The 17,585-nt window shown below is 70.6% G+C and carries 18 protein-coding genes; 10 read left to right on the top strand and 8 right to left on the bottom strand.

The annotated features are described in order from the left end of the window. Positions 1 to 13 precede the first annotated feature (13 nt). A complete protein-coding gene (locus JWS14_RS27515; RefSeq protein WP_083395617.1) occupies positions 14 to 799 on the top strand; it encodes a DUF6928 family protein in 786 nt (261 codons plus the stop codon). Positions 800 to 811: 12 nt separating this feature from the next. Here the strand turns inward: JWS14_RS27515 and JWS14_RS27510 are convergent, their stop codons facing one another. Together JWS14_RS27510 and JWS14_RS27505 are read right to left on the bottom strand one after the other, a co-directional pair. Then, entirely contained in the window at positions 812 to 1,102 is a 291-nt protein-coding gene (locus JWS14_RS27510; protein WP_095863628.1) for a DUF2537 domain-containing protein, read from the bottom strand. A 2-nt stretch (positions 1,103 to 1,104) separates the two neighbouring features. After that, positions 1,105 to 1,911 carry a TrmH family RNA methyltransferase gene (locus JWS14_RS27505; protein ID WP_072944806.1) on the bottom strand — a complete coding sequence of 269 codons (807 nt, stop codon included), beginning with the start codon at positions 1,909 to 1,911 and terminating at the stop codon, positions 1,105 to 1,107. Between the two features lie 70 nt (positions 1,912 to 1,981). Between JWS14_RS27505 and JWS14_RS27500 the strand changes: the two genes are divergently transcribed. The 6 genes from JWS14_RS27500 to JWS14_RS27475 all read left to right on the top strand — a co-directional run bounded on the left by JWS14_RS27500 (position 1,982) and on the right by JWS14_RS27475 (position 8,741). Continuing rightward, positions 1,982 to 2,821, top strand: a complete 840-nt coding sequence (locus JWS14_RS27500) for an SDR family NAD(P)-dependent oxidoreductase (protein WP_095863378.1) — start codon at positions 1,982 to 1,984, stop codon at positions 2,819 to 2,821. A gap of 61 nt (positions 2,822 to 2,882) precedes the next feature. After that, positions 2,883 to 3,776, top strand: coding sequence for an AAA family ATPase (locus tag JWS14_RS27495; RefSeq protein ID WP_072944809.1), 894 nt, complete (start codon positions 2,883 to 2,885; stop codon positions 3,774 to 3,776). A gap of 5 nt (positions 3,777 to 3,781) precedes the next feature. Further along, a complete protein-coding gene (locus JWS14_RS27490) occupies positions 3,782 to 4,897 on the top strand; it encodes a vWA domain-containing protein (protein WP_095863627.1) in 1,116 nt (371 codons plus the stop codon). Between the two features lie 96 nt (positions 4,898 to 4,993). Further along, on the top strand, positions 4,994 to 5,518 hold the full coding sequence (locus JWS14_RS27485; RefSeq protein WP_072944810.1) for a (2Fe-2S)-binding protein: 525 nt from the start codon (positions 4,994 to 4,996) through the stop codon (positions 5,516 to 5,518). Then, on the top strand, positions 5,515 to 7,890 hold the full coding sequence (locus tag JWS14_RS27480; protein WP_206014833.1) for a xanthine dehydrogenase family protein molybdopterin-binding subunit: 2,376 nt from the start codon (positions 5,515 to 5,517) through the stop codon (positions 7,888 to 7,890). The genes JWS14_RS27485 and JWS14_RS27480 overlap by 4 nt, the downstream gene beginning before the upstream one ends. Continuing rightward, positions 7,887 to 8,741: an FAD binding domain-containing protein gene (locus JWS14_RS27475; protein WP_072944814.1), complete on the top strand. Its 855-nt coding sequence runs from the start codon at positions 7,887 to 7,889 to the stop codon at positions 8,739 to 8,741. The genes JWS14_RS27480 and JWS14_RS27475 overlap by 4 nt, the downstream gene beginning before the upstream one ends. Before the next feature lie 13 nt (positions 8,742 to 8,754). On the opposite strand, the gene JWS14_RS27470 is transcribed toward JWS14_RS27475, so the two are convergent. The 3 genes from JWS14_RS27470 to JWS14_RS27460 form a co-directional block, all read right to left on the bottom strand. Further along, the gene (locus tag JWS14_RS27470; RefSeq protein WP_095863626.1) at positions 8,755 to 10,086 is read right to left on the bottom strand and encodes an MFS transporter; all 1,332 of its coding nucleotides are present in this window, start codon (positions 10,084 to 10,086) and stop codon (positions 8,755 to 8,757) included. 246 nt (positions 10,087 to 10,332) lie between these two features. Continuing rightward, the gene (locus tag JWS14_RS27465; RefSeq protein WP_072944816.1) at positions 10,333 to 10,764 is read right to left on the bottom strand and encodes an Rv0880 family HTH-type transcriptional regulator; all 432 of its coding nucleotides are present in this window, start codon (positions 10,762 to 10,764) and stop codon (positions 10,333 to 10,335) included. A 33-nt stretch (positions 10,765 to 10,797) separates the two neighbouring features. Continuing rightward, positions 10,798 to 12,252 (bottom strand): NCS2 family permease, encoded by a 1,455-nt coding sequence (locus tag JWS14_RS27460; RefSeq protein ID WP_095863375.1) that lies wholly within the window; start codon positions 12,250 to 12,252, stop codon positions 10,798 to 10,800. Between the two features lie 76 nt (positions 12,253 to 12,328). On the opposite strand from JWS14_RS27460, the gene JWS14_RS27455 reads away from it, so the two are divergent. After that, positions 12,329 to 12,580, top strand: coding sequence for a DUF2530 domain-containing protein (locus JWS14_RS27455; protein WP_072944820.1), 252 nt, complete (start codon positions 12,329 to 12,331; stop codon positions 12,578 to 12,580). Between the two features lie 30 nt (positions 12,581 to 12,610). On the opposite strand, the gene JWS14_RS27450 is transcribed toward JWS14_RS27455, so the two are convergent. Continuing rightward, positions 12,611 to 13,153, bottom strand: a complete 543-nt coding sequence (locus tag JWS14_RS27450; protein WP_072944822.1) for a phosphatase PAP2 family protein — start codon at positions 13,151 to 13,153, stop codon at positions 12,611 to 12,613. Then, positions 13,143 to 15,710, bottom strand: coding sequence for an ATP-binding protein (locus JWS14_RS27445; RefSeq protein ID WP_206014832.1), 2,568 nt, complete (start codon positions 15,708 to 15,710; stop codon positions 13,143 to 13,145). The genes JWS14_RS27450 and JWS14_RS27445 overlap by 11 nt, the downstream gene beginning before the upstream one ends. On the opposite strand from JWS14_RS27445, the gene JWS14_RS27440 reads away from it, so the two are divergent. Next, positions 15,687 to 15,890: a hypothetical protein gene (locus JWS14_RS27440; RefSeq protein ID WP_072944825.1), complete on the top strand. Its 204-nt coding sequence runs from the start codon at positions 15,687 to 15,689 to the stop codon at positions 15,888 to 15,890. The genes JWS14_RS27445 and JWS14_RS27440 overlap by 24 nt on opposite strands. Here the strand turns inward: JWS14_RS27440 and JWS14_RS27435 are convergent. After that, entirely contained in the window at positions 15,887 to 16,735 is an 849-nt protein-coding gene (locus JWS14_RS27435) for a DUF3027 domain-containing protein (protein WP_206014831.1), read from the bottom strand. The genes JWS14_RS27440 and JWS14_RS27435 overlap by 4 nt on opposite strands. 38 nt (positions 16,736 to 16,773) lie before the next feature. On the opposite strand from JWS14_RS27435, the gene JWS14_RS27430 reads away from it, so the two are divergent. Then, positions 16,774 to 17,568, top strand: coding sequence for a glutaminyl-peptide cyclotransferase (locus JWS14_RS27430; RefSeq protein WP_206014830.1), 795 nt, complete (start codon positions 16,774 to 16,776; stop codon positions 17,566 to 17,568). Positions 17,569 to 17,585: the final 17 nt, after the last annotated feature.

The following is a 17,585-nucleotide window of genomic DNA, read 5'->3' as shown; positions in this document are numbered from 1 at the left end:
TTCGGAAGAGGGGATGACCGTGGGGGCCAAGGTATCAACGATCTGGTACGTCGACGTCCCCGACCCTGCGGCTGTTCTGAGACATCACCCCGAGCCTGACCTCGCTGCGGCGCGGCGACTCGCCGCCCGCCTCTATCCCGACCTGGCGGCCACCCCCACCGGCCCGGTTCCGCTGGCCGAGGCCGCGCGACTCGACGCCGCGGGGACCGTGCACATCGGTTCCTACCCCGGCATCACCGTCGTGTGCGGGCCCGATCTGGCCGTTCCCCGGCCGTCGACCCTGCCCGGAACACGCGTCCGGCCCACCGAATCCGCGAAGACGTACTACATCGCATCCAAGCCCGACATCGCGTGGGGCTCGTTCGCGATGTGGGAGGACGGGCACCTCACCCGCGCGTTCAGCGCCACGCCGGTCCACATTCACGAGGACCTCGGCATCCCCCTGGTGTGGGAGAGACCGTTCTGGGCGGGCGACTTCCCGCTCGAACATCCGCCGGGCGTGCTGCCCGACCCACAGTCGCTGCCGTTCCACCCGCAGCAGTTCGCCGAGGGTGCCAACCGGGAATGGCTGAACTTCCGGTACACGGGCGCCCCCCAGGGCACCGAGATCGACCCGAAAAAGATCACCGTACTCGGTTTCACCGTCCACCCGCCCGGCGAAGGTCCGGCGGTCGAGCCTCCCGCCGAGGTAAAACAACCCGCCGAGGTGGAACACCCCGCCCCCGAACCCGTTACCACGCCCGCTCCGCCGCCGGCCGCCCGCAAGGGCGGACTGCTCCGCCGCTACTTCGGCTTCTGACGCCCGCGGGAGTCAGGCGGCACCGACGAGCAGCGCCGACCAGCCCGCGAGAACTCCGGCCGCGGCGCCGTACACCAGCCACCGCCACACCGGTGCCCGGCGCAGTCGCCACACCGACGGCGCGACCCCGGCCACCACGACGAGTTCGAGGAACACCGCGAGCGCGGGATTGATCCGGGCGAGCTGCGAGCCGAACGCCATGATCGCGACGGCCACCACCGCCGCGGCGAACGCTGCCACGAGAAGTCCGGTGAACCACGGTGTTCCCGTCGGCGGCGGATACGGGGAATGAGGGTCCAGGATTCTCACCGGCCCGTGCGGACGCGCTCGTAGAACGCCATCGCCGCCGCCGTCGCGACATTGAGTGAGTCCGTTCCGGGTGCCATCGGGATGCGGGCACGAATGTCCGTGGCGCGCATGGCGTGTTCGGTGAGGCCCGGCCCTTCCGCGCCCAGCAGCAGCGCCACCTTCTCCCCTGTCATCGCCTCCGCCAGCGTCACCGCCTCAGGGTTCGGGGTCAGCGAGATCAGCTGGAACCCCCGCTCCCGCAACGCTTCCAGATCGTGCGGCCACTTCGTCACGTGCGCGAACGGAACCCGGAGGACGTGCCCCATCGACACCCGGACCGCCCGGCGGTACAGCGGGTCGGCACACCCCTTGCCGAACACCACGGCGTCGACGCCGAGCCCCGCGGCGTTGCGGAACATCGAGCCCAGGTTCTCGTGATCGTTCACACCCTCGAGCACCGCGACCGTCTGGGAGTGCTCGAGCACATCCGCCAGTTCGAGGGGTGCCGGGCGACGCGCCGCCGCGAGCACACCCCGGTTGAGGTGGAACCCGACGACCTCGGCCATGACGTCCGCCGTCGTCCGATAGAACGGCACGTCCACGCCGTCGAGGTCGTCGGCCAGTTCCTCCAGCCGCCGATCGACGCCGAGCAGCGCGATCGGGTCGAACCGGGACGCCAGCAGTCGCTGCGCCACCAGCACACCCTCCGCGATCACCAGGCCCTTACCCTCGGGGAGATCGGGCCGCCGGTCCGAGGAGTTGAGATCGCGGAAGTCGTCCAGCCTGGTATCGGCCGGATCTGTTATGTCGATGACGTGAACCACCGGTCCATATTGCCGTATGCGCGGCGTCACAGCGTTGACTCCCCTCCGCGGGGCGCGAAAGCTCGAAGGAATGAAGCACCTGCACGGACGCACGGCTCTGGTGACCGGCGCCTCCGGCGGTCTCGGTCGCGTCGTCGCCCGGGCCCTGGCGCGCGAGGGTGTCGCCGTCGCCGTGTCCGGCCGGCGTGAGGACCGACTCGCGGAACTCGTGGTGGAACTGCGTGCGCTCGGTGTGCGCGCCGAGGCCGTGCCCGGAGACCTGAATCGACTGGACCTGCTCGATGCGCTGATCGAGCGCGCCGAGGCGGCGGTCGGCCCCCTCGACGTCCTGGTGAACAACGCCGGAGTGGAGAACGTCTCGGCGTTCACCCGGCTCGACCACGCCGAGCTCACCGCCATGGTCGACGTAAACCTCACCGCACCACTGCTTCTCACTCGCCGGGCGCTTCCCGGGATGCTCGACCGCGGTCGCGGTCACGTGGTGTTCGTGTCGTCGCTGGCAGCGAAGATCGGTCCGGCGTACTGCGCGCCGTACGCCGCGACGAAGGCCGGCCTGATCGGTCTCACCCAGTCGCTGCGCGCGGAATATGCGGGCGCACCGGTCGGCTTCTCCGTCGTGTGCCCCGGGTTCATCGCGGGCGACGGCATGTACCAGCGGATGACCGAACGCGGAATCAGGGCCGGCCGGATGGCCGGCGAGACCAGCACCGACAAGGTCGCCGCCACCGTGATCCGGGCGATTCGGCGGGACCTGCCCGAGGTCGTCGAGAGCGGAGCACCGATCCGCCCCCTGCTCGCCCTGGCGCAGATCGCGCCGGGACTCGCCGAGCGGGTGGCCGCGAGATTCGGCGCCACCGCGATGTTCCGGCGGTTGAGCGAGGACCGCGGCCGAGTGGAGCCGGATGGTTGACGGCGTGCACCGTTGCCCGAGTCGGGTACCGGGGCGTGGGCACTGATCTAGGCTCGCGGACGTGAGTGATTCCACGCCGACGGTCGGTTCGCCCGCGGAACTGGCGCGGGCGCTGGGCGCCACCGGGTACCTCGCCGACGACGGCGTCGCGATGGCCGCGTTCCTCGCGATACGTATGGGACGGCCCCTGTTCTGCGAGGGCGAACCCGGCACCGGCAAGACGTCGCTCGCGGCCGCGCTGTCGGAGGCGTTCGGCCTGCCGCTGATCCGGCTGCAGTGCCATGAGGGAATCGACGCCGCGCAGGCGCTCTACGACTGGGACTTCCCGCGGCAGCTGCTGCACCTGCGGACGCTGGAGGCGGCGAGCGACGGATCCCTCGAGGCCGACGCCGTCGAACGCTCCCTGTACACCGAGCGGTTCCTGCTGGCGCGCCCCCTGCTGCGGGCCCTCACCGAAGCCCCGTGTGTGTTGCTCGTCGACGAGATCGACCGCGCCGACGACGAGTTCGAGGCGTTCCTGCTGCAGGTCCTCGACGAGAACGCCGTCACCATCCCCGAACTCGGCGAGGTGCGGGCAGCGACACCGCCGCTGGTGGTGCTCACGTCCAACCGCACCCGCGAGGTGCACGACGCCCTCAAACGCCGCTGCCTGTACCACTGGCTCGAACACCCGGATCTGGCGCGGGAGGTCGAGATCCTGCGCCGCCGCATCCCCGGCATCGGGGCCGAACTCGCCGGCCAGGTCGCGCACGCCGTCCACTCCCTGCGTGAGATGGAACTGCTCAAGCCGCCGGGGGTGGCCGAGTCGCTGGACTGGGCGCGCGCACTGCAGGAACTCGATCGGGACGTGCTGGACGCGGAAACCGCAGCCGCGACGCTCGGCGCCGTCCTCAAGTACCGCGAGGACCTCGAACGCGTGGCCCGGGCGGGACTGGACCGGCTCCTGGCGGGGTGAGCACCGTGCCCGCGACCCCGGACGCCGGCGACCCGCTGGTGGGGTTCGCCGGGTTCTCGCACGCCCTCGCGGCGGCGGGACTGCCGGTCGCGTCGGACGCCGTCGCCGCGTTCATCCGGGCCCTCCGCCAGGTGGATGTAAGCGATCCGAGTCAGGTGTACTGGGCGGGGCGCGCGACCCTGTGCCGCGGTCCCGACGACATCCCGCGGTACGACTCGGCGTTCGAGGGCTGGTTCGGCGGTACCGTCCCGCTGCACACGCCGCGGTCCGGGGAGCAGCCGCGCCGGGCCAGGTCCGCCGCCCTGACTTCGACGGACGGCGGCGACGCCGGTGGGGACGCGCCGCGGCTGCGGGTCGCGGCCGACGACGCCGAGGTGTTGCGCCACCGGGACATCGCCGACCTCACCGCGGCCGAGCGCGCGCACCTCGCCGAGTTGATCGCCACCCTGCGCCCGCGGCCCCCGACCCGCCCGGCCATCCGGATGCGTCCCGCCCGCCGGGGCGCCGTCGATCCGCGCCGGACGGTGCGGGGCATGCTCGCGGCGGGCGGCGAAGCGGTGCGGCCGAGCCACCACCGCAAGGCCACCCGGCCGCGCCGGATGGTACTGCTGATCGACGTGTCCGGATCGATGAGCCCGTACGCCGACGCGCTCCTGCGGTTCGGTCACGTCGTCGCGCGGAGCAATCCGGCGGGCACCGAGGTGTTCTCGCTGGGCACCCGGATGACCCGGCTGTCCCGGGCGCTGCGGGTCCGCGACCCGGAAGTGGCACTGGCCGCCGCGAGCCGGGCCGTGCCCGACTGGGCGGGCGGCACCCGCCTCGGCGAGACGCTGCGCGCATTCCTGGACCGCTGGGGGCGCCGCGGCGTGGCCCGCGGCGCCGTCGTGGTGATCTTCTCCGACGGCTGGGAGCGCGGCGACCCGACCCTGCTCGCGGAGCAGATGGCTCAGCTGCGCCGGCTTGCCCACGCCGTGCTGTGGGTGAATCCGCACGCCGGCGCGGACGGGTACGAACCGGTGCAGTCCGGGATCGTCGCCGCGCTGCCGTATATCGACCGGCTCCTCGCCGGCCACAGTCTCGCGACGCTGCAGGAACTGCTCGAGGTGGCGCGCCGGACGTGACCGATCCGGAAGCGGTTCCCCGATTCCGGGTGTTGTTCGGGCCCGGTCGGCGCAGAGTAGGACGTATCACCTGAGGCTCTCGGCTTTGGAGGCGCGATGCGCATCACCGTCACCGTCGACGGAACGGCATACACGGACGACGTGGAACCACGACTACTCCTCGTCCATTATCTTCGGGACCGGCTCGGCAAGGTCGGCACCGTCATCGGCTGCGACACCGGGAACTGCGGGGCGTGCACCGTTCATCTGAACGGTCACAGCGTCAAGTCCTGCTCGGTGCTCGCCGTGCAGGCCGACGGCGGCGACATCCTCACCATCGAGGGCCTGTCCCGCAACGGGAAATTGCACCCCGTACAGCAGGCGTTTCGCGACAACCACGCCCTGCAGTGCGGCTACTGCACACCCGGCATGATCATGCAGACCCTCGACCTGCTCGCCGAGGAACCCGACCCGGACGAGCGGACGGTGCGGCTGGGGTTGGAAGGCAACCTGTGCCGCTGCACCGGATACCAGAACATCGTCAGCGCGGTCCAGGACGCGGCGCAGCGGTTGCGCGGCGGCAGCACCGCCGAGACACCGAAGGACGCGAAGACCGACACCGCGCAGGGAGGTGTGCGATGACCGCCACCGCCGAACCGGAAATCGGCAAGGCCCGCACACGCAAGGAAGACGAACACCTGATCACGGGTCGCACTCGATGGACCGACAACCTGGTGCTGCCCGGCATGCAGCACCTGGCGATCCTGCGCAGCCCGTTCGCGCACGCCCGCATCACCGGTGTGGACGCCTCCGCCGCCCGCGAGATGCCCGGCATCGTCGCGGTCTTCACCGGCGCCGACCTCGCCGACGAGCAGGGCAGCCTGCCGTGCGCCTGGCCGATCACCCCGGACATGAAGTCGCCGCCCGCCCCGTCTGTGGCGGTCGACCGGGTGAACTTCGCAGGCGAGGCCGTCGCGGTCGTGGTGGCGCGCAGCGCCTACGAGGCGCACGACGCACTCGAGGCGATCGACGTCGAGTACGACGACCTGCCGGTCGTGCTGGACCTCGCGTCCGCGGCCGCCGACGGCGCCGAACTCGTGCACCCCGATCTCGAGACGAACGTCAGCGCCATCTGGACGTTCGATTCCGCGGAGGCCGGCACCGGCGGCGACGTCGAACAGGCGATCCGCGACGCCGAGGTACTCGTCGAACGCACGTTCCGGCAGCAGCGGCTCATCCCGGCGTTCATGGAACCCCGCTCGGTGGTGGTCGACCCGACCGGCGCCCAGATCACCATGTGGTCGGCCACGCAGATCCCCCACATCCTGCGGCTCATGCTCGCGATGACGCTCGACATCCCGGAGCACAAACTGCGCGTCGTCGCACCGGACGTCGGCGGCGGTTTCGGCGGCAAACTGCAGGTGACGCCCGAGGAAGTCATCGCGCTTCTCGTCGCGCGGCGACTCGGCAAGCCGGTCAAGTACACCGAGTCCCGCAGCGAATCGATGCTCGCGGCCCATCACGGTCGCGACCAGATCCAGAAGCTGACGCTGGCCGCCCGCCGCGACGGCACCGTCACCGGCATGAAGGTGGAACTGCTCGCCGACATGGGCGCGTACCTGCGGCTGGTGACGTCGGGGGTGCCGATCCTGGGCGCGTTCATGTTCAACGGCATCTACAAGTTCCCGGCGTATCACTTCACGTGCACCAACGTGTTCACGAACAAGGTGCCCACCGACGCGTACCGCGGGGCGGGGCGACCGGAGGCGACGTTCGCGATCGAACGGATGATGGACGAACTCGCGACCGAGTTGTCGCTCGACCCACTGGAATTGCGGGCGAAGAACTGGATCACCCACGAGGAGTTCCCGTTCGACACCGTCGCGGGCCTGACGTACGACTCCGGCAACTACGAGGCCGCCACCGCGCAGGCACGGGAGTTGTTCGACTACGACGGGCTGCGCCGCGAACAGGCGGAGCGCCGCGAGCGGAAGGACCCGGTGCAACTGGGCATCGGGGTGTCCACGTTCACCGAGATGTGCGGTCTGGCGCCGTCGCGCACGCTCGGCGCGCTGGCCTACGGGGCCGGCGGGTGGGAACACGCGGCGATCCGGATGCTGCCCACCGGCAAGGTCGAGGTGGTCACCGGTTCCTCCGCCCACGGCCAGGGCCACGAGACCGCGTGGAGCCAGGTGGTCGCGGATCAGCTCGGGGTTCCGTTCGAGGACGTCGAGGTGCTGCACGGCGACACCCAGACGTCGCCGCGTGGGATGGACACGTACGGATCCCGGTCGCTGGCGGTCGGTGCGATCGCGGTGGTGAAAGCCGCCGAGAAGGTGATCGCCAAGGCCAGACCCATCGCGGCGCACCTGATGGAATGCGCCGAGGACGATCTCGAGTTCACCGAGGGCCGGTTCCGGGTGAAGGGCACCGAGAAGGCGGTCGGCATCGCCGACGTCGCGCTCGCGGTGTTCGCCGCGCACGATCTACCCGACGGTGTGGAGCCGAACCTGGACTCCGAGGCGGCGTACGACCCGGAGAACTTCTCGTTCCCGCACGGCACGCACCTGTGCGCGGTGGAGGTCGACACCGAGACCGGGAAGGTCGGCATCCGCTCCTACGTGTGCGTCGACGACATCGGGCACGTGGTCAACCCGCTGATCGTGGAGGGGCAGGTGCACGGCGGGCTCGCGCAGGGCATCGCGCAAGCCCTGTACGAGGAGGCGGTGTACGACGAGTCCGGCACCCTGCTGTCGGGTTCGTTCGCCGAGTACTCGGTTCCGTCGGCAGCGGATCTGCCGTCGTTCACCACGGGCCGCACCGAGACCCCCGCCACCGGTAACCCGCTGGGCGTCAAGGGGGTCGGCGAGGCGGGGACGATCGCGTCCACCCCGGCCGTCGTCAACGCCGCCCTCGACGCGGTCCGGCAGTTCGGGGTGCGTGACATCGAGATGCCCTTGACGCCGATGCGGGTCTGGCGTGCCGTCCACACCGCCCAGGGAGGTGCCCGATGATTCCGTCGAGCTTCGATTACGTCGCCCCGACCTCCGTCGACCAGGCGGTGGCCGCGCTCGCCGAGGCCGGCGAGGACGCCAAGATCCTCGCCGGCGGGCAGAGTCTGCTGCCGGTCCTGCGGCTGCGGTTGTCCTCGCCGAGCACCCTCGTCGACCTGGGACGGATCGGCGAGTTGCGCGGCGTGCGCGAGGACGGGGACAGCGTCGTGATCGGCGCGATGACCACGTACTACGACGTGATCCGCAACCCGCTCGTCCAGGAGCACGCGCTGCTGCTCGTCGAGGCGAGCCGCACCGTCGCCGATCCGCAGATCCGGCACCGCGGCACGCTGGGCGGCGCTCTCGCGCATGCCGATCCGGCGGGTGACCTGTGCGGACCCGCGCTGGCCCTCGACGCCACCCTCACCGTGGTGGGCCCCGCGGGCAGACGGACCATTCCGGTCGCCGATTTCTTCGAGGGTTACTACACCACCACGTTGCGACCGGACGAGATCCTCGTGGACGTGCGGATCCCGAAGCACACCGGCTGGGAGGCGCGGTACGAGAAGTTCAACACGGTGGCGGAGGCCTGGTCGATCGTGGGGGTGGCCGCGACGATCCAGGTGGACGGCGGCACGATCCGGCAGGCGCGGGTGGCGCTGACCAACATGGGGTCGGTTCCGGTGCGCGCTCGCGGCGTCGAGGACGCGCTCGTCGGCAAGGCCGCGGACCCGGAGTCGATCCGGGCGGCGGCCGAGCACGCCGCCGAGGGCACCGACCCCGTCACCGACGGCAACGCCGACGCCGAGTACCGCACCCACCTCGCGAGAGTGCTGACCCGGCGGGCCGTGGCGACGGCGGTCGGCGTCTGAACGGCCCGGGCCGTCAGGACCGCGGGTCGCGGCTGGCCTCCACGGCCTGTTCGGTGGCGTCGCAGACCACGACGGGGCGCGGTTCGAGCACGTTGCGCAGTTCGATCACCGGGAGGTGGCGGCCGGCGTCCGGTCTGCGCACCGTGATCCACACCCGCTGGTGCCGCATCAGGTACAGAGCCGCGCCGATGCCGCTGACCAGGGAGATCGCGCCGCCGATCACGAGCGGTGCGCGGGGGTCGAGGACGTCGGCCAGCCACCCCAGAACGGGACTGCCCAGCGGGGTGCCGCCGAGGAAACAGAGCATGTAGATACCCATCACCCGGCCGCGCATCTCGGACGGCACGGACATCTGCAGGATGTTCATCGCCGCCGTCGTGAACGTCAGGGTCAACGCACCGGTCGGGACGAGCATGATCGCCACCAGCGCATAGGTGGGCATCACCCCGACCAGGATCTCGAACGCCCCGAATGCGGCGGCGGCCCCGAGGAACGTGCGCAGCCGGGGCGGGGTCGTGCGTTTCGCGGCGATCGTGGCGCCGGCCAGCGTGCCCACGGCGAGCGTAGTCGACAGCAGTCCGTAGGCGTCCGCACCGCGATCGAACGTGTTGCGGGCGAGAACGGCGAGACTGATCGGGAAGTTCAGACCGAACGTGGACACCATGAAGATCGCCACCATCAGCACCCGCAGGTCGGCGCGACTCCACACGTAGCGGAAACCCTCCCGGACCTGCCCCTTCCCGCGTTCCGCCTGGGGTGCCGTGAACAGGTCGCGGGCGTTCATCATCAGCAGTGCGATCAGCACACCGGTGAACGTGCCCACGTTGAGCAGGAACACCCAGCCCGTGCCGATGAGGGTGATGAGCACACCGGAGATCGCCGGGCCGATGATGCGGGCCGTGTTGAACGTCATGGAGTTCAGCGCGATGGCGTTGGGCAGCGAGTCCTTGCCGACCATCTCGATCGTGAACGACTGCCGCGCCGGCGCGTCGATCGCGGACGCGCAGCCCATCAGGAACGCGATGAGATAGACGTGCCACAGGGCGACCAGTCCGCCGACGTCGAGCAGGCCGAGCACCAGCGCGCACAACGCCATCGACACCTGTGTCGCGATGAGGATGCGCCGCTTGTCGTACCGGTCGGCGAGGACGCCGCCCCACACGGACAGGAACAGGGTCGGGCCGAACTGCAGTGCCATCACGATCCCGACCGCGAGGGCGTTGCCGTTCGACAACGTCAGGACCAGCCAGTCCTGCGCCACCCGCTGCATCCACGTGCCGACGAGGGAGACGATCTGCCCCGACGCCCACAACCGGTAGTTCCGGGTGCGGAGTGCGGCGAACATGCCGGTCTTCGGCTGGTCTGGGGCGGTGGTCTCGGGTTCGGGCGGCACCCTTCCATCTTGCTCCCGCCACCGGAACGCCTTCGACCTGCCCCTGTGCGCGCCTCGGTGGCCGGACCGCCGGGGATTCCGATTGCGTTCTCCGGCAGATGATTTGCTCCGCGATATCGCGGGAACGGATACCTACCCAGGTTCCGGGGAGCCGAATGCCGTTGTACTGCTGGGCAGCTGCCGATCAGCTGTGGCGGTTCACTCCGAGTCGGCGACGATGGACGTGATGATGCCTACCGCGTCGCGGAGAGTCTTCAGCTGAGACTCGTCGAGCCCGGACAGCCGCTCGTTCATCCACGCCTCGCGGGCGTGCGTCTCGTCGGCGATCAGCGCGTGACCGGCGTCCGACAGCGTGACGATGATCTGGCGTCCGTCGGTGGGATGCGGTGCCCGCTCGACCAGTCCCAGTTCGACCAGCGACGCGATGACCCTGGTCATCGACGGCGGCTGCACCTTCTCGCGGGCCGCGAGATTGCCCGGCGTCATGGCGCCGTCGCGGGCGAGGGTGGCCAGTGCCGACAGCTGGGTCAGCGATACCTGGGCGTCGACGCGGCGCCCACGCAGGTGACGCGTGAGGCGCACGACAGCCAGGGAGAGGTCGCTGGCGAGTGCTCGCGTATCCGTGGTCACGGGAATGACAATACGGGACCGATCGGCCGCCGTTTACGTTACTGCGTCGGTGATCGGACCGACCGCGAAGTAGGCCACGAACAGAAGCGCCACCACCCACATCAACGGGTGAATCTTCTTGATACCACCGCTCGCAGCATTGAGCACGACCCACGAGACGAATCCGACGCCGATGCCGTTGGCGATCGAGTACGTGAACGGCATGACGATGATGGTGAGGAACGCGGGCAACGCGATCGAGAACTTCGTGAAGTCGATGTCCCGGACCTGGCCGATCATCATCGCGCCGACGACGACCAGCGCGGGCGCGGCCGCCTCGATCGGCACCACCGAATACAGCGGGGTCAGGAACATCGCGGCCAGGAACAGCAGTCCCGTCACCACATTCGCGAGTCCGGTGCGGGCGCCCTCGGCGATACCCGAAGCGGATTCCACGAAGACCGTGTTGGACGACGCGGAGGCCCCGCCGCCGACGATCGCGCCGGTGCCCTCGACGACGAGGGCCCGTCCGATGTTGGGAAGGTTGCCGTCCTCGTCGGTCAGGCCTGCCTCCTTGCCGAGCCCGGTCATCGTGCCCATGGCGTCGAAGAAGTTGGCGAGCACGAGCGTGAACACCAGCAGGCTGGCCGCGAGCACGCCGATGCGGGTGAACGCCCCGAAGATGCTGACGTCGCCGACGAGGCTGAGATCCGGAAGTTCCGCCAGCACATCGGGAGCGGCCGGAACGCTGAGATTCCAGCCGTAGGGGTTCACGCCCAGCGACGGTCCGACGCCCGCGACGGCCTCGACGATCGCGGCCAGCACGGTGGTGACGACGATGCCGATCAGCAGTCCTCCGCGCACCTTGCGCACCACCAGGACACCCATCAGCAGCACACCGAACACGAACGTCACGGTCGGCCAGGACGAGATCGATCCGTTGATGCCCAGGCCGACGGGGACGGTGGTGCCCGCGACGTCGGGGATGCGCCGCACGAACCCGGCGTCGACGAGACCGATGAACGCGATGAACATGCCGATACCGGCGGCGATGGCGGATTTCAGCTCGGCGGGAATGGCATTGAAGACGGCCGTCCGGAAACCGGTGAGCGCCAACACGACGATGATGACACCGTCGATCACGACGAGACCCATCGCCTCGGGCCAGGTGACCTGCGGCGCGATGGTGACGGCGAGGAGACTGTTGATGCCGAGGCCCGCCGCGATCGCGAAGGGGTAGTTGGCGACGACCCCGAACACGATGCTCATCAGTCCCGCCACCAGGGCTGTGACCGCGGCCACCTGGTTCACGGGGAGGATGTTGCCGAGGACGTCCGTCTTGGCGACGGCGTCGTCCGGGGAGAAGCTGCCGAGGATGAGAGGGTTCAGCACCACGATGTACGCCATCGCGACGAACGTCACCACGCCGCCGCGAATCTCCGCGCCTACCGTCGAACCACGCTCGGTGATCTTGAAGTAGTTGTCGAGCAGTTTCGGAGCAGCACCCATTGTTCAGTCCCCATCGCCAGAAGTCGCGCGTCGCCCTTGGAGATTAGGGCACCACGGCGAGGGTAGCGTTCATTCGGTGAACGAAACCGCAGATCGCCGACCCCTCACTCAGCGCCTCGCCGACCCGCGACCTGCGCTGATTCTGGGAACCACTCTGTGGGCGGTCGCGATGGTCGTGGTGATCGTCACGGGCGACCGGTGGTCGGATGCGCTTCCGACGTGTATAGCCGGTGTCGTCGTCGGATTCCTCGGGTACGGATTGTTCGCGTTGCAGCGGCGGGCCGCGCGGCGCGGCAGCCGCGGGGCACAGCAGGGACTGCTCGAGTGATGCAGCAGGGACTGCTCGAGTGATGCAGTCCTAGGCCTGGCTGCGGCGGGGCCGGGTGCGGGTCAGCAGGATCCAGAATGCCGCCCACAGCGCGCCGAAGGCCCACCCGGCGAGGACGTCGGTCATCCAGTGCGCGCCGAGGTAGACGCGCGACAGCCCCACCGCCAGCGGGTACAGCACCAGCAGGAAGACGAGCGTGATCCGGACGTGCCGCACCAGCACGTCCCGGAGCACGACGGCAACGAGCACGCTTGCGAGAATCGCGGTCATCATCGCGTGACCGGACGGGAACGAGAACGACGAGATCTCCACCAGCCGATCCGGCAGTGGGGGACGCTGCCGCTCGAACAGATTCTTGAGCGCGGTCATCACGGCCAGACCGGACAGCATCGCGCCGGCGACGAGGACGGCTTCCCGACGACGGTCCTGCAGCAGGAGGGCCACTGTCAGGACGGTGGACACGATCCAGGCGGCGACCGTTCCGCCGCTGTGCGTGATGACGGTGACGACGTCGACAAGCCAGGGTGTGCGCTCCTCGACCGCGCTGTCGAGGATGCTCTGGTCAAACGACACCGGCGGCGCCCCACGTGCCCTCGGCCCACGACTCGGAACAATGGGTTGTGCCCTGCTCGTCCACCCACCACGGAACCGCGATCTCGGCGTCGACGGCACCCGTGAGCTTCACCGTGAGCCGGGGATGGACGACGACGGGCCCGCGGGGCAGGTCGCGGCCGAGTGCGGCGAAGGCGAGGACTGCGGCGGGTTCGCGATCCCACGTGGATTCCCGTCCGGAGCCGGTGACGGTGCCGCGGATCGCGGTGGAGGCGAGCGGGACGTCCAGCAGATCGGCGAGGGACTCGGCGGTGTCCAGGCTCCCGACCACCAGGCGCTCGCGCGGCACCGCGGCGGCCAGCCACGGTTCGTCCAGCACCAGCGCGTCGGCGGGGTCGACCAGGGCGCCCGTCAGTCCGCGCACGTGTTCGGGCAGGTGAAGGTCCTCGAGGTCGAGGAGGTGCCCGGCCGCGGCCGCCGCGAGCAGGCTGTGGGCCCGCGCGATCACCGCCGGGGACGGTTCGCGATCCGGGTCGGCCAGCCGGTCCAGGAGTAGCTGCGCGAGTTCCGGAGAGTCGACCGTCGCGGGGGCCAGTGCGGCGGCGAACACGGCGGATTCCGGGTGCTCGACGGGGTCGAGCAGTCCGGCGAACGTCTCGTCGGCGGGGTCGCGGAGCAGACCGAGCACCTGGCCGTCCGACTCGGCGTTGTGACGCAGCCACCAGGCCGTGTACCCGGCGCGGTCGGCGAGCAACGGACGCGTCGCCGGGTCCCGGGCGAGCATCGTCAGCGCCTGCGGCCAGCGGTCCTCGTCCACCAGATCCAGGTCGCGCACCGCCCCCATCACGTCGGGGTCGTCGTCGAGCGTGTCCCACCAGCGGTCCTCGTCGTCGAGGTCGTGGTCGGGTCCGGTGGGGAGTTCGGCGCGCAGCACGGTGAAGCCCCAGCCGACACCCACGGCGCGGAGAGCGTCCTCCCCTACCCGCTCCGCGAACGCGGAGTCCACGCACGCGAACGGCGAGTCGTCCACCAGGACCTCGGCGAGTGGCGCGCCGGGCAACAGCAATTCGTCCGCACCGCGCAACTCCCCGTCGACGTCCGGCAGGGGCAGCAGGCCGAGCCACGACGGCAGGACGCCCGGGTCGACGCGGCCTGCGAGCGCGAGCACCGCGGCCGACAGTTCCTCGGCCGCCGCCGCGTCGTCGGGATCGAGGTCCTCGATCTCGGCGCGCAACGCCGGATCCGAGAGCAGGTCGACGGCCGTGGCGGTCTTCGCGCCGAGCCGCGACAGCAGCGGGTGCGCGGCGTCGGGGTGGACGAGCCTCGTCCAGTCGACACCCAGCACTCCGTCGATGTCGTGACCCAGCAACACCGTTCGCGGGCCGGTCACCGTGCGGCCGTCGGACAGCGGAACCGGGATCGACGCCAGTTCCTCCGCCGCGAGGGCGTCGACGGCCAGCGGTTCGAGCGCCGCGTACAGGCGCTGCCACCAGGACGGTGCCCGTTCGACGCCGCTGAGCAGTTCGGTGAGGCGGGCCAGGCCGAGGCGGTGGGCGTCGACGGCGGCGAGCGCAGGCGCCCAGCGGGGGCCGGACAGATCCGGGACGACCAGGCCGTCGACGATCTCGGCGAGCAGTTCCGCGAGTTCCTCGGTCAGCCCGGGAACCACCGACGCCCGGCCCGGGGCCTTGTCCTTGCCGTCGACGGTCGGCAGCCAGGGGTGCTCGCGGAGTTCGGCGACGAGGTGGTCGCGCAACGCCGAGTCCACCTCGCTGCGTGCGAACGCGGGGACGGGGACCAGCGACAGTCGCTGTTCGGGCGGCACCGCGGCCACGAACTCGGCGTATCCGGTGGCCAACTCGGCGATCGCGGCGCCGGGCAGGATGCGCCTGCGGTCGGGTTGCATGGCGACGTCGGCGACGAGGATCGCCGGTACCGACAGTTCCTCGTCCGACCGGGTGGGGGCGCGCAGCACATCCTCGGTCACGGGTGCGACGACGCCGTCCCGGACCGGGACGAGCCAGCGGGCCCGCCCGGACTCGTACTGCCACCAGCGGTCGTCGCCGATCGCGACCTCGGTCAACCCGGAATCGAGTGGTCGTTCGCGTCGGCGGAACTGCTTGTCGCCCACGGTGATCGAGACGAGCGCCGGGAGTTCGAGCAGAAGGTCGGGGGCTTCGCGGGCCATGTAGGCGAGCAGCGACTCGGCGTCCACGTCCTCGCGCAGCGTGAGCACGACTTCCGACTCCGCACCGGCGGCCGGGCGGTTCTGGGTGGGCCACGCCAGCCGGAGGGCAGGCACACCCGCGCCGGGGTCGGCGCCGTCGAGGTCCCGCAGTTCCGCCCTGGTGCGGTCCGCGGAGAACAGCACCGAACCGGACGTCGACCGCAGTTCGACCTCGTCGCTCACCGACAGCACCGCCGTGAAGCCAACGCCGTAACGGCCGACGGTGGCCCCGGACTTGTTCGACGCCCGCAGCGCGACCAGCGCCTGCACTCCCGGCTCGTCCAGCGGTGTGCCCGTGTTGGACACGCTCAGGACCCGTCCGTCGAGGTGCACGGACAGCTCTCCGGGCACTTCGGCTCGGGCCGCGGCGTCGGCCGCGTTCTGCGCCAGCTCGGTGAGGAGCCGGTCGCGGTAGCCGGCGCGGGCCAGATCGGATTCGGCCGCGGCGTCCTCCCGCAGGCGGGTGGGCGACGTGCGCCACGCGAGGAGCGTCGAATCCCTCAGGGCGGCGGTGCCGAAAGGATCGGCTAGCTGGTCGATGCGGATTCCTCGGCCTCGGTGACCGCGGCAGCCTCGGACTCGGTGCCAGCCCCCGTCTCGGTTGCGGACCGCTCGACGACCTCGACGGCGCCGTCGTCGTACGCGTCGTACTGCGGCGAACCGGCGCCCGTGGGCAGCAGGGTGTCGGAGTGGGCGCCGCACCCGTACGTCACGTCGACGACGTGCCCGTCGGCGGCCATCTCGTTGCCGCACACGCCGAACTCCCCGTGCAGGGACCCGGCGAGCGGGAGGTAGAAACCGCACAGCCCGCACGTCGACGGCGCAGCCTTGGCCATCTCGGAATCGGGGCCGTAGTCGCCGTCGTGCCAGCGCTGGGCGGCGTCGAGGCGACCCTCGAGGCTCAACACCTGCTTGCGGCCCAGGCCCAGTTCGCGGGCGGCGTCGTCGATCTCGGGGTCACCCGTCGCGACATAGCCGGGCACGAGGCGGGGGTCACCGGCCGGCGGTGCCAGCAGATCGCCCGCGGACAGGTCTCCGGGGCGAATCCGCTGGTCCCACGGGATCCAGTCGGGTGCGACCAGCGCATCGGGTCCGGGGAGGAGGGCGAGTTCGCTGACGGTGGCACGGTCCGACTCGGGATCGGCGGCCACCACCACCGCCCACTGCCAGCCCCGGTAGCCAGGAAGGTCCGCAACGAAACGGTGAGTCGCGGCGCACTCGTCCTCGGACGTGACGCCCAGATAGTCGCCGACTCCCCCTTCCTGCAGTTCGACCACTGCGGTCCGGGCGAGCTCGACGGCGTCGGTCAGTACGGGACGCGCCACTGCGCGCTCGTCGGAAGAAGCAACACTCACACCACCAGTTTGCCGCACCACCGCAAGTGCGTGCCCACCTGGGCTGTCATGCTGGTCCGATGACCGGCCGGAGGCACCTCGTCCCAGCCCTGCTCGCGGTGGCGTGGATGGTCGCCGCATGCTCCCCGCAGAGCCCCGTGGCGTCGGGCGCGCCCGGCGCGGACCTTCGCGCGGAGATCGTCCGCACCGCCGACCACGACCCGAATGCGTTCACCCAGGGACTCGAGATCGACGGCACCGAACTGCTCGAGGGCACCGGCCGCCCCGGCGAATCCTGGGTGCAGGCCACCGACCTCGACAGCGGCACCGTCCGGGTGCGCGCCGAACTGCCGTCTCCGCTGTTCGGCGAGGGCATCACGGTGAGCGGTGACACGATCTGGCAGCTGACGTGGCGGGACGGGGTCGCCGTCGTCCGGGATCGCGCGACGCTCGCCGAACAGCGGCGGGTCCCGTTCGACGGCGAGGGGTGGGGCATCTGCGCAATGCCCGGCGCTCTGGTCACGAGCGACGGCTCCCCCACCCTCACGTTCCGCGACCCGGTCACGTTCGAGCCCCGGCGCACCGTGCAGGCGGTGCAGGACGGAAACCCCGTCTCCCGGCTCAACGAACTCGAATGCGCCGACGACGGCGCGATCTACGCGAACGTCTGGACCACCGACACCCTCGTCCGCATCGATCCGTCGGACGGGCGGGTCACCGAGGAGATCGACGCCTCCGCCGTCCGCGACGCGCTTCCGGCCGGCCCTCGGGACGTCGACGTCCTCAACGGCATCGCCCAGATCCCGGGAACGGACCGGTTCCTCGTCACCGGAAAGTACTGGCCGGCCATGTTCGAGGTGCGGTTCGTTCCCTGACAGGCCGATCTGACCAG

Source organism: Rhodococcus koreensis (assembly GCF_017068375.1).
Classification (GTDB): Bacteria; Actinomycetota; Actinomycetes; order Mycobacteriales; family Mycobacteriaceae; genus Rhodococcus_F; species Rhodococcus_F koreensis.
Note: the sequence above shows the minus strand (reverse complement) of the source record. Positions and strands in the feature narration are given on the sequence as shown.